The organism is Herbiconiux sp. (assembly GCF_023264855.1).
GTDB lineage: Bacteria > Actinomycetota > Actinomycetes > Actinomycetales > Microbacteriaceae > Herbiconiux.
Genome location: NZ_JAHFUW010000002.1, coordinates 57,502 through 69,430 on the forward strand (window position 1 = coordinate 57,502; position 11,929 = coordinate 69,430).

An 11,929-nucleotide genomic window follows, 5' to 3' on the forward strand; every position below is an offset into this window, starting at 1 on the left:
TCGTGGGCTGCGCATCCGCCCGTGGACTCCACGGCGTATGGCAGCGCTAACATCATGGTATCAGGGCCGTCCTGGATCGGCATCGCAGCATCCCTATTCGGGCTGACCGGCGATGGAGCGGATGGCGTCGCGCACCGCATCGACCTCGGCAGGGCCCTCGAGCACCCGGATGACCGTCGAGTACTCGCGGCGCTCGCCGTGCTCGAGGAAGGTCATCGAGCCGTCGTCGCGAGCCGCACCGTCGCCGCCCACGTGGTGGGTCGAGGGCTCCAGGCCCACGGCGTACTGGCCGGCGCGCAGGTTCTGCCACTCGAAGAAGTGCGGCATGCCCGCCGCGGTCCAGCTCACCTCGACGCCCCGGGCGCCGTCGGCGGCCAGCAGCGCCACGTGGTGACGGCCGTCCGCATCCGGCACCAGTTCGTGCTCGAACACCTGCTCGACGAAGCCCGTGATCGGTGCCGGCAGAATGCGGTACGAGACGCCCTGCTCGGCCGCCGAGTCGGAGGCCCAGAGCGTCTTGGCGATCGGCGCCACGAACTCGGTGCCCTCGTCGACGAAGGGCCAGCCGATGTTCAGGTGGTAGAGGAACATGTGCGGCGTCGGCTCGAAGCCGAGGTTGTCGACAACGTCGTGCAGGCGGATCTCGCGCCCGTCGAAGTCGAGCTCGATCGTGCGGGTGAGCCGCAGGTGCTCGCCGAAGGAGGTGGCCTGGATCACCTCGCCGACCACCCGCAACACCGGAGTGCCCGACGGGTCGGCGGCCGGCACCTCGCGCGCCTCGAGCAGCTTCGCCGGGATGGCGGTCAGCCGGCCGTGCAAGCCGTGCGTCACCGACTGCTTGGGCGGGTAGCCGTAGCGCGTGGCGTCGACCTCGCCGCCGAAGAGCGTGTGGTCGAGGCCGCCGCTGACCAGCAACCCGTCGAGAGCACGGAGCCACGAGAGCCCGCCCTCGTCGCTGTGCTCGTGCAGGCCCGGGTGCCGGAAGCCGTTGCCCGAGCGCCAGCCGAACGGCACGCCGCGCAGCGAGGCGGAGCCGAGGTCGAAGGCCCGGTCGACGAGCACTTCGAGTTCGAGACCGGCCGCGGTGCGCAGCTGCAGGGCGCGAACACCCCTCTCCACTCCGTCGTCGAGCACGACCGAGCGGATGCCCGCCACAGCCGACAGGTCGCCGGTGCGCCGTTCGAGGTCGAGCCGCGAGAGCTCGGTGCCGAAGATGTTCACAGGGCCATCCCTCTTTCGTGTGTTGCCGTCATTTCATGACCCAGCCGCCGTCGACGTTGATGGTCTGACCCGTCACGAACGACGAGTCGGGGCCCACCAGGAACGACACGACCGCGGCGAGCTCGGCATCCGTGCCCCGGCGCTTGATGGCCTGGTGCTCGATGACGTGCGCCGAGTACTCGGCGGCGTCGCCCTGGATCTCCTCGGCCTTCGTGGGGAAGGCGCCAGGAGCCACCGCGTTCACGCGCACCCCGAACTCGCCGAGCTCGCGGGCAAGGGCACGGGTGAGCGCCACCGCGGCGCCCTTGGTGGAGACGTAGCTGGCCAGGTTCGACCAGCCGCCGTTCCAGGTGATCGAGCCGACGTTGACGATCGCCCCGGAGCGGCGCGCGACCATGCCGCGCGCCGCCACCTGGGCCGCGTAGAAGTAGCCCCGCTGGTTCACGGTGACGACGTCGTCGTACTCCGAGAGGGGGATCTCGAGGAACGGCGTGCTCGGGTAGATCGCGGCGTTGTTCACGAGCGCCTCGACCGGGCCGAACTCCGCCTCCGTGGTGCTGATCGCCGCCTCGATGGCCGAGGCGTCGCGCAGGTCGACCTCGAGCATCCGTGCGCCGGCCCCGGCGGCCTCCACCAACGCCACCGTCTCGGCGAGCTCGACGCTCGGCCGCCCCAGCGCCCCGATGGCGAACCCGTCGGCCGCCAGCCGCAGGGCGGTCGCCCGCCCGAGCGCCCCGCCGGCCCCCGTGATCACCGCTACTTTGTCGTGCACCACTGAATTCTCCGTTCGATCCTTGCCTGGAATGCCGTTCCCCGATGCCTCAGATCGTGTACTTCTTGAGGATATCCGTGACGAACTGCTTGGCCCGGGGGATGTCGCTCTCGTCGAGGTGCTCGATGATCAGCGGCGCGTTCGGGCTCTGCTCGGAGAGGCGCTGCAGGTACAGCTCGTAGTCGAGCGAGCCGAGACCCGCAGCCGGCAGCTCGATCTCGCCGACACCGCGGAAGGTGTGCGAGGCCAGCGCGTCGTCGTCGCCGATGTCGGCGTGCTTCTCGCTCTTGTCGTCGCCCGCGCGCTTGACGTCTTTGGCGTGGGCCACTCGCACGCGGTCGCCGAGGGTGTCGAAGACCTCGTTGAGCACGAGCGCCTGGTCGTCGATGTTGGTGGCGTCGAAGTAGTTCGTCGGGTCCATCAGCAGCTCGAGGCCGGGGGTGCGGATGTCGTTGAACACGCGCACGGTCTCGCGCACCGAGCCGATGACGTTGTTCACGTAGGTCTCGAGCAGGAAGGTGGCGCCGTGGTCGTAGGCCTCCTGGGCCAGCTCGGCGAGCACGGTGCGCACCTGGTCGTAGGCGTCTTCGGAGCGGTTGTGCGGGTCGTGGTCCCACTCGCTCTCGGGGTTGAAGGTGCCCGACTCGGAGATGACGTACTTGCTGCCGAAGTTGCGGGCGTTGCGGATGATCTCCTTGAGGTACGCCACGTTGGCGGCGCGGTGCTCGGGGTCGGGGTGCACGATGTTGGTGTAACCCGAGATGGCCGAGATCGGCAGGTCGTGGTCGCGGAAGGTGTCGCTGACCAGCTTCGCCTTCTCCTTGGTGATCTGGCCCGCGCTCAGGTCGAGATCTTTGAAGTGCAGGTCGAGCTGCACCGTGTTGAAGCCCTGCGCGCGGATCTTCTCGGCGGTAGTTTTGAGGTCGTAGGGGTAGTAGGCGGTGAAGATGCCCAGCTGGATCATGGCGTCATTGCTCCTTGTGTGATTCCGGTGGTGGGGTTGTGCGAAGTAGGGGTACGGATGCTCGTGCGAGGCGGGTGGGCCCCGCCGGGTTCGGAGTGGTCGGGTCTAGAGGGGGAACTCGTCGAGCCGAACCGGGCGCTTCTCGGCGATCGAGCGGTAGCCCGCCTCGATCAGCGCCATGGTCTTGACGTTGTCGGCGACCGAGAGCTCGGGCGCGGTGGCGGTGTCGACCGCGTACTGCACCTGCTCCATCACGCCGATGAACGCGTGCGGGAACCAGTGTGTGTCCCAGCTCGGCTGCACCCACTGGCCGCCGGTGGTGAGCTTGGAGGCGTAGCGGATGGTGGAGGGTTCGCCGGTGGGCCAGCCGATGGTGCCGTTGGCCACGCCCGCGGTGCCCTCGACGCGCCACTTGATGAAGAAGTCGTCGTCGTAGCCCTCCTCGCAGGGGCCGCCCCAGACATCCTCGACGCTGAGCGCCAGGACGTTCCCCGGGAAGCGCAGCGTGGAGACGACGATGCCGTCTTCGTGCTCGAACGTGGTGCGCGGGTCTTCGCGCACCACCGTGGTGATCTCGCTCGGGTCGCCGAAGAGGTACCGCAGCGCATCCAGGTGGTGCACGCTCATGTTCGCAAGGGTCAGCCGGTCGTAGCCCTCGAGGAAGCCCTGCCAGTGCGGCACGGCGTGCATGTCGATCTGCGCGAACACGGGGTCACCCAGGGCGCCGGCGTCGAGCAGCTGCTTGAGCACCCGGATCGACTGGTCGAAGCGCATGTTCTGGTTGACCGAGAGGATCTTCCCTGCCGCAGCGGCCTCGTCGCGCAGCGCGATCGCTTCGTCGAGGTCGAGCGCGAGCGGCTTCTGGGCCAGCACCGCCTTGATGTGCGGCTGGGCCAGCGCGGCACGGATGAGCGCCGGTTGCAGGTCGGGCGGATACGCGATGTCGAGGATCTCGATGGCGGGATCGGCGATCAGCTGCTCGGGCGTCTCGTGCACGGTCGCGATGTCGTAGCGATCGGCCACCGCCTGAGCGTTGGCTTTGGTGCGGGAGGCGATGGCCACGACCGGGAACCCGGCCAGCTGGTACGCGGCGAGGTGCTGGTCGGCCATGATGGCGCCGGCGCCGATGCAGCCGATGCGGTGGCTGCGGCTGCGGATGTCGACATCCGGGGCGAGAGCATCCGGCGCGAGGGCATCGGGTGTGAGGGTCACATCATCTCCTTATCGCGTCGTTGCGACGGTTCGATCACACTAACGAAGTGTGTGTGATAGCGCTACTGGCAGCGCTGCCATTGCCACGGTAGTGTCGCTCCTGCGTTTCGTCAACAGTTCGTTTCAAAGGAGAAATCATGCGATCACCCCACGGCCGCCGCATCCGCAAGGCCCTCGCTCTCACGGCCGGGGCCACGCTCCTGGCGTCGCTGGCCGCCTGCAGCACGGGTGGCGCGGGAAGCACCGATGCCGCCGGAGACGCGGCCGGCGGCGACTGCAACGTGGGCATCTCGATGCCCACCCGCTCGCTCGAACGCTGGATCAACGACGGCGAGGGCCTGCAGAAGCTGCTGCAGGATCAGGGCTGCACCACCGACCTGCAGTACGCCGACAACAAGACCGACCAGCAGATCTCGCAGCTGCAGAACCAGATCGCGGGCGGCGCGAAGATCCTCGTCATCACCGCCATCGACGGCGAGACGCTCGGCCCGGTGCTCGCCGAGGCCCAGAAGCAGGACGTGACGGTGATCGCCTACGACCGCCTGATCAACAACAGCGACGCCGTCGACTACCACACGGGCTTCGACAACGAGAAGGTCGGCGAGCTGCAGGCGACCTACATCGTCGACAGCCTAGGGCTCGAAGACGGCAAGGGGCCGTTCACCTTCGAACCCTTCGCCGGCAGCCCCGACGACAACAACGCCCGCTACTTCTTCTCGGGGGCGTGGGACGTGCTGCTGCCCTACGTCGCGAACGGCCAGCTGGTCGTGCCCTCGGGCAAGGCGCCGGCCTCGAACGACGACTGGGCTTCGATCGGCATCCTGGGCTGGGGTTCGGATGACGCCCAGGCTGAGATGGAGAACCGCCTGTCGTCGTTCTACACCGGCGGCGAGAAGGTCGACGTGGTGCTCTCGCCCAACGACAGCCTCGCGCTCGGCATCGAGGCCGCCCTCAAGGGCGCCGGTTACTCGGCGGGCGAGGGCTGGCCGATCGTGACGGGCCAGGATGCCGACAAGGCGAACGTGAAGGCCATCCTGAGCGGCGAGCAGGCGATGACGGCCTGGAAGGACACCCGGGTGCTGCGCGAGCGCACCGCCGAGATGATCGCCTCGATCGTGGCCGGCACCGAGGTGGAGACCACCACCGAGTTCGACAACGGCGCCACCACGGTGAAGTCGTACCAGCTCGACCCCGAGGTCGTGGTGAAGGACGACGTGCAGTCCAAGCTCGTCGACTCCGGCTTCGTGAGCGCCGCCGACGTCGGCCTGTAGGCGGGCGAGGCGTCCGGTCACGCCTCGGGAACGATCTGTCGCGAATCTGGCAGCGCTACTGGTAGCGCTGCCATTTTTGCGCTAGTGTCCCGAATCACACCCGTTGCGCACTACCTGTCCCTTGCACCGTTGCACGACCGGACACGCAGGCGCCGACATCGTGACCCACCGATTTCAAGGGAGAAATCATGCAAGGAACACAGCACACCCGTCGCCTCGTCAAGGCATCGGCCGTTCTGGCCGGCGCCTCGGCACTCGCCCTGCTCGCCGGCTGCACCAGCGCTCCGGCCGAGAACGGCGGAGCCGGCTCCACCGACGCCGGCGGTGACGGCAAGTTCGTGATCGGCTTCGAGCAGCCCCTCGGCGGACAGGCCTGGCGCGAGATGGGCCTGGCCTCGCTGCAGGCCCTGGCCAACAGCCCGGAGTACAAGGACAAGGTCGAGCTCAAGATCGTCCGCACCAACGACAACGACGCCGCCCAGCAGAACGCGGCCATGCAGAACCTCATCGCCGACGGCGTCGACCTCATCCTCTTCGACCCGGCCTCCTCCTCCGGCGCCGACGCCGCCATCACCCAGGCTGCGGCCCAGGGCATCCCGGTCATCGCCAACGGCGGCCCCTACGACAACCCCGACGTCTACGTGGTCTCCACCGACTGGGGCAGCGCCGGCACCATCGGCGCCGACTGGCTGCTGAAGAGCCTCGGCACCGACAAGAACATCGCCGTGCTCGAAGGCCTGGCCGGCGTGCCGCTGAACGAGGGCACGATGCCCGGCGTGATCGAGACGCTCGAGGGCGGCGGCGCCACGGTCGTCGCGCAAGACACCAACGGCTGGAACGAGGCCACCGCCCAGGAGGCGATGAGCACCATCCTGCGATCGAACCCGGATGTCGGCGGCGTCTACTCCTTCCTCACCGGCGGTCAGGGCATCCCCGAGGCCTTCAAGGCCGCCGGGCTCCCCTTCGTTCCGGTGGTCGGTGGATCCGGCTACAACGGCGAGGCCTGCACGCTCGAGAAGTACGCCCCCGAGGGCCTGACCGGCGACATGGTGTTCGGCCAGCCCGCCATCTACGCCAAGGGCCTCGAGCAGGCCGTCGCACTCCTGGAGGGCGAGAAGATCGAGCAGGAGCAGTACTTCCCGCCGCTGGAGATCACCGAGGAGAACGCGGGCGACTACTGCCTCGACGACAAGCCGGCCAACTTCCAGCTCGGCTACGACTTCCCGGGGCTCGACCTGACCCTCGACCAGGTCATGGAGTACTACTCGGGCTCGTAGTCCCGCCTCCGGCACGGGTGCTGCGGATCGCCTCGCGGCCGCGGCACCCGTGCCTTCCCTCCCGCTTTCTCGACCTCCCCTCGAAACGGAGCATCCGTGTCCGACCCCACCGCGCCCGGCCCCGCGCCTGCCACCACCGCGGCGCCCCTGCTGGCCGCCACCGACCTGGTGAAGAGCTACGGCCCCGTCAAGGCCGTGCAGGGCGTCACCTTCCACTGCAACCCGGGTGAAGTGCTCGCCCTGGTGGGCGAGAACGGCGCCGGCAAGAGCACCGTCGCCAAGATGCTGGCGGGAGCCGTGACCCCCACCTCCGGCAGCATCACCGTGGCGGGCGAACCGCTCGCCTCGGGCAGCGTGAAGCAGTCGCGCCTCTCCGGCGTGCGCTGCGCCTTTCAAGAGCTCGCCCTGGTGCCCGACTGGACCGTGGCCGAGAACCTCTCCCTCCCCGACGGCGCGCCCCTTCGCGGCTTCTCGCAGAAGAAGTCGGTGGCCAAGGCCAAGCAGCTGCTGGAAGCACTGCACCTGCCGCAGATCGACCCGCGCGCGGCCGTCGACACCCTCTCTCTCGCCGACCGGCAGCTGGTCGAGATCGCCCGCGCCCTGGCCGGCGACCCGAAGCTGCTCATCCTCGATGAGGCCTCCTCCGCCCTCACGCCGCCCGGTGTCGCCTGGCTGTTCGCGCGCATCCGCGAGCTCACCGCCCGCGGCGGCAGCGTGATCTACGTCTCGCACCGCCTCGGCGAGATCGCCGAGATCGCCGACCGCGGCACCGTGCTCCGCGACGGCAAGGTCGCCGGCGAGTTCGTGCGCGGCGGCTGGACCGACGACGAACTCATCTCGATGATGGCCGGCCGCGAGGCCGAGCGTTTCTTCCCCTCTCCCCCGCCTAGAACGACGGATGCTGTGGCGCTGTCGGTCGAGAACCTGCGGGCCGAAGGCCTGCACGGCATCGACCTCTCGCTCGGCGCCGGCGAGATCCTCGGCATCGGCGGTCTGCAGGGCCACGGCCAGGCCGAGCTGCTGCGCGCCCTGTTCGGCGCGAGCCCGGCGCAGGCCGACTCGTGGACCGTGGGCGGGCGCCGCATCCGCCGCACCACCCCGGTGCGCGCGGTCGCCAACGGCCTCGGCTACGTTCCCGAAGACCGCAAGCGCGAGGGCCTCGCCCTCGAGATGAGCGTCGGCGAGAACCTGCTGGCACCCTGGTACCGGGCCTACCAGCTCGGCGGGCGACCCCGTCTCTCCCGGGAACGCGGCTGGATCGACGGCATCCTGAACGCCCTGTCGGTTCGTACCCGCGGGCCGAACGAGCTGGCCGGGTCGCTCTCCGGCGGCAACCAGCAGAAGCTCGTGTTCGGGCGCTGGATGAACCGCGACCGCACGGTCATCCTGCTGCACGACCCCACCCGCGGCATCGATGTGCGGGCGAAGCAGGAGCTCTACGGCGCGATCGTCGACCTCGCGAAGCAGGGCGTCGGCATCCTCTGGTTCTCGACCGAGGTCGAAGAGCTCGTGCACGTGTGCCACCGCGTGGTGGTGCTCTACCAGGGGCAGGTGGCCGACGAGCTGATCGACCACCGGCTCACCGCCGACAACGTGGTGGGCGCCGCGGTGGGTGCCACCGGCAGTCTGGCCGCGCAGACCGCGGCCGCGGCATCCGGGGCCCCCATCTCCTCACCCCCGAACTCGAACGTCGCACAGGAAGGGCTCGTCCGATGAGCGCCATCTCCCCCGCCCCCTCGTTCGCCACGCGGTGGTGGAACGGCACCGGCGTGGTGCGGTTGCGCCGCGAGGGCGCCGTGGCCCCGATCGGCGCCTTCGTGGTGTTCTTCGTGGTCTACGTGATCATCAACCCGGCGCTGCTCACGCGGTTCCAGCTGCAGACCGCGGCGAACCTCGTGGTGCCGCTCGCGCTGGTGGCGCTCGGCCAGCTGATCATCGTGCTGGTGGGCGGCATCGACATCTCCATCGGCGCCATCATGAGCCTGTGCAACGTGGTGTTCGCGGTGCAGCTGGAGACGATGCCGGTGCCGGTCGCCATCCTGCTCTCGATGGGGGTGGGCCTCGCGTGCGGCCTGTTCAACGGGCTGCTCGTGGCCTACGGCGGATTGCCGGCCATCGCGGTGACGCTGGCCAGCGCCTTCATCTTCGGTTCGCTCGCCCGTGAGGTGCTCGACCGGCCGGGCGGCGGGGTCACGAAGGAGATCTACCTGGCGACCAGCGGCGAGCTGCTGCCGTTCGTGCCCGTGGCGCTGGTGTGGCTGGCCGTCGTGGCGGTGCTGCTCTGGCTGCTGCTGCAGCGCACGGCGCTCGGCCGGCACATCTACGGCGTCGGCTCGAACATGGAGAGCGTGCGGGCCGCGGGCCTGAACGCACGGCTCACCAAGCTGCTGGCCTTCGGGCTGGCCGGCGTCATCACCTCGTTCGGAGCGATGATGCTCGCCGCCTCGACGGTCACCGGGGATCCCCGATCGGGCGACCCGTACCTGCTGTCCTCGATCGCGGCCGTGGCTCTGGCCGGCGCGGCCTTCACCGGCGGGCGCGGCTCGATCATCGGCACCATCCTGGCCGCCTGCACCCTGGGCCTGATCGGCAACCTGCTGTTCTTCGCCGGCGTCAACTCCTACTGGCAGTACGTCATCAGCGCACTCATCATCGTGGCGGTCGTGGGCATCCCGGTCGTCTGGAAACGGATCGCCTTCGCAGCGAGAGGGGCACGCTCATGACCACGCCCGGAACATCCTCCGTCACCGGCACTCCCGAGACCGTGGGCACGCCCGCGTCGACCGGGCCGCTCGGCACCGCGCCGGGTCTGGACACCGGCGGGCCGGCCGACGGATCGGCTTCGCCCTCACCCGACTCCTCGTCGCCCGAGTCGCCCCGCGGCTCGCACGCCTCGTTCCTGTCGCGGGTGCCGCGCGCCGTCTGGCCGCTCGTGGCCTTCGTGGTGCTGTTCGCGGTGGGCGGCTTGATCCGGCCGAACCTCGTGACGATCGACTCGCTGATCGGCACGGCGACCTTCGCGATCATCCTCTCGATCGCCTCGTACGGGCAGACGATCGCGGTGATCCAGGCGGGCATCGACCTGTCGGTGCCGAACACGATCGGCTTCTCGGCGCTGGCCTTCTTGACGCTCGTGGGGCCGCTCGGCCCGGTCGGCGCCTTCGTGGCCGCCCTGGCCGCCGGTGCCCTGATCGGCTTCTTCAACGGGGCCGTGATCGCGAAGCTCGGGCTCACGCCGATCGTCACGACGATCGCCATGAACGGGTTGTTGTTCGGCGTCATCCTGCTCGCGTTCAACTTCTCGGAGCTGACGGTGACGCCCGACTTCGTGATCGCGATCACCTCGGCGAAGATCTCGCTGCTCGGAATCACGATGCCCGCGGTGCTGCCGCTCGGTCTCGCGCTGATGCTCGTGCTGCAGTTGGTGCTCTCGTTCACCGGCTGGGGACGCTCGCTGTTCGTAGTGGGCGCCGCAGCCGAGACGGCTCGCCTCGCAGGGCTGCCGGTCGACCGCATCCGCATCACCGGCTACATGCTGAGTGGTGTGCTGGCGGCCTTCGCCGGCATCGTGATCGTGGGCTACTACCAGCAGGCCTCGGCCACCATGGGCGCAAGCTACCTGCTCGCCTCGGTAGCCGCGGTCGTGGTCGGTGGCGCGTCGATCTTCGGCGGCCGAGGCTCGGTCGTCGGCACCGTCGGCGGCGCGCTCGTGCTCGGCCAGGTGTCGACGCTCGTGACCGTGCTCAACCTCGGCGCGAACATCCAGCAGCTCATCTACGGAGCGATCATCCTGATCGTCATCTCCCTGTACGGCCGCCGCCGCGCCGCGTAGCCCGCGCAGCCCACCCCCGAATCCCGCTACAGCGGCGGTCAGCATCCCACGCCTGTGACGAGATCACGATGCGAGCTGTCTCGTATCGTTCGGAGGATTTCAATACTCGAAGACGAGGCGAGCGAGGATTTTGCCGGAGAGCACCTCCGAGATGGCGTCGTTGACCTGATCCAGGGTCCTGCCTTCCGCGATGATCTTGGTGCGTCCCGCAGCGTGGAGGGCGAAGACCTCGGCGAGGTCCTGACGGGTGCCCACGATGGAGCCGATGATCGAGATTCCTTTGAGGACGGTTTCGAAGATGGAGATGCTCATCTGCTGTTCAGCGGGAAGGGCGACGCAGATCAGCCGGCCCCCGCGATTCAGTGACGCGAACGCCTGCTCGAATACCCGCGGGGAGGCCGCGAGGACGACGGCGACGTCTGCTCCACCGACGGCCTTGATCGCGTCGACCGGGTCGACCTCGGCAGCGTTGACGAGGTGGTCGGCACCGAGGTCGCGGGCGAGGTCGAGCTTGGGGTTCTCGATGTCCACGGCGATCACCGTTCCGCCCAGGATGCGGGCGTACTGAACCGCGAGATGCCCGAGGCCGCCGATGCCGAACACCGCGACACGTTCGCTCGGTACGATTCGGGCGACCTTGAGCGCTTTGTAAGTCGTCACTCCCGCGCAGGTCAAGGGTGCGGCGTCCAACGAGGTGATGCCGTCGGGCACAGGCACGACGAAGCGACCACTCGCGACGGCGTATTCGGCGAAGGCGCCGTCGATGGAATAGCCGCTGTTCTGCTGCTGTTCGCAGAGAGTCTCGCGGCCGTCGATGCAGTATCGGCATTCGCCGCACGCATAGCCGAGCCAGGGAATCGCGACGCGCTCCCCGATCGTACGGTCGGTGACTCCGTCACCGAGCTGCTCGATGATTCCGACGCCCTCGTGGCCGGGCACGAAGGGGATGGTGGGCTTCACGGGCCAGTCGCCGTGAGCGGCGTGGATATCGGTGTGACACAGCCCGCAGGTCTCCAGGCGCACCAACACCTGTCCGGGGCCGGGGGAAGGGACCTCCCGCTGACTGATCTCGAGCGGTGCGGTGAACGAGGTGACGACAGCGGCTTTCATGGGAGTCTTCCTTCGAATGGGCGCGGTGTGAGGATCTGGACGGGTGGCGACGGGCCGTCAGACAGGACGATTCCAGTACCACGCTCACGTCTTCGGGTCCTTAGTCCTTCGGGATGCCGCGTGCCGTCCTTGTTCATATCGAAGGGACTTCCGTGAGACGCCCACGTTCTTCCGCGGGGCCCTCGCGAATCGGCCACCGGTCGTGTCTTGGGACTTACGTCCTCTCCGAGGTCCATGCGGCGACCCAGACTGTGGCCACGCCCACCACCT

General features: G+C 68.8%; 10 protein-coding genes. 5 read left to right on the forward strand and 5 right to left on the reverse strand.

Annotated features, from left to right (window positions below):
- Positions 1–93: 93 nt before the first annotated feature.
- From Q0D75_RS01265 to Q0D75_RS01280, 4 genes are all read right to left on the reverse strand, one after another.
- On the reverse strand, positions 94–1,221 hold the full coding sequence (locus tag Q0D75_RS01265) for an aldose 1-epimerase family protein (RefSeq protein ID WP_291048450.1): 1,128 nt from the start codon (positions 1,219–1,221) through the stop codon (positions 94–96).
- A gap of 28 nt (positions 1,222–1,249) precedes the next feature.
- Positions 1,250–1,993, reverse strand: coding sequence for an SDR family oxidoreductase (locus Q0D75_RS01270; RefSeq protein ID WP_291048453.1), 744 nt, complete (start codon positions 1,991–1,993; stop codon positions 1,250–1,252).
- 49 nt (positions 1,994–2,042) lie between these two features.
- Positions 2,043–2,957, reverse strand: a complete 915-nt coding sequence (locus tag Q0D75_RS01275; protein ID WP_291048456.1) for a sugar phosphate isomerase/epimerase — start codon at positions 2,955–2,957, stop codon at positions 2,043–2,045.
- Positions 2,958–3,062: 105 nt separating this feature from the next.
- Positions 3,063–4,169 carry a Gfo/Idh/MocA family oxidoreductase gene (locus tag Q0D75_RS01280; protein WP_291048459.1) on the reverse strand — a complete coding sequence of 369 codons (1,107 nt, stop codon included), beginning with the start codon at positions 4,167–4,169 and terminating at the stop codon, positions 3,063–3,065.
- Between the two features lie 137 nt (positions 4,170–4,306).
- On the opposite strand from Q0D75_RS01280, the gene Q0D75_RS01285 reads away from it, so the two are divergent.
- The 5 genes from Q0D75_RS01285 to Q0D75_RS01305 all read left to right on the forward strand — a co-directional run bounded on the left by Q0D75_RS01285 (position 4,307) and on the right by Q0D75_RS01305 (position 10,549).
- Positions 4,307–5,440 carry a sugar-binding protein gene (locus Q0D75_RS01285; RefSeq protein WP_291048461.1) on the forward strand — a complete coding sequence of 378 codons (1,134 nt, stop codon included), beginning with the start codon at positions 4,307–4,309 and terminating at the stop codon, positions 5,438–5,440.
- A 188-nt stretch (positions 5,441–5,628) separates the two neighbouring features.
- On the forward strand, positions 5,629–6,717 hold the full coding sequence (locus tag Q0D75_RS01290; RefSeq protein WP_291048464.1) for a substrate-binding domain-containing protein: 1,089 nt from the start codon (positions 5,629–5,631) through the stop codon (positions 6,715–6,717).
- 96 nt (positions 6,718–6,813) lie between these two features.
- The gene (locus Q0D75_RS01295) at positions 6,814–8,433 is read left to right on the forward strand and encodes a sugar ABC transporter ATP-binding protein (protein ID WP_291048467.1); all 1,620 of its coding nucleotides are present in this window, start codon (positions 6,814–6,816) and stop codon (positions 8,431–8,433) included.
- Entirely contained in the window at positions 8,430–9,440 is a 1,011-nt protein-coding gene (locus Q0D75_RS01300) for an ABC transporter permease (RefSeq protein WP_291048469.1), read from the forward strand. The genes Q0D75_RS01295 and Q0D75_RS01300 overlap by 4 nt, the downstream gene beginning before the upstream one ends.
- Positions 9,437–10,549 carry an ABC transporter permease gene (locus Q0D75_RS01305; RefSeq protein ID WP_291048472.1) on the forward strand — a complete coding sequence of 371 codons (1,113 nt, stop codon included), beginning with the start codon at positions 9,437–9,439 and terminating at the stop codon, positions 10,547–10,549. Before Q0D75_RS01300 ends, Q0D75_RS01305 begins: the two co-directional genes overlap by 4 nt.
- A gap of 99 nt (positions 10,550–10,648) precedes the next feature.
- On the opposite strand, the gene adhP is transcribed toward Q0D75_RS01305, so the two are convergent.
- Entirely contained in the window at positions 10,649–11,659 is a 1,011-nt protein-coding gene (gene adhP / locus Q0D75_RS01310) for an alcohol dehydrogenase AdhP (RefSeq protein WP_291048474.1), read from the reverse strand.
- Positions 11,660–11,929: the final 270 nt, after the last annotated feature.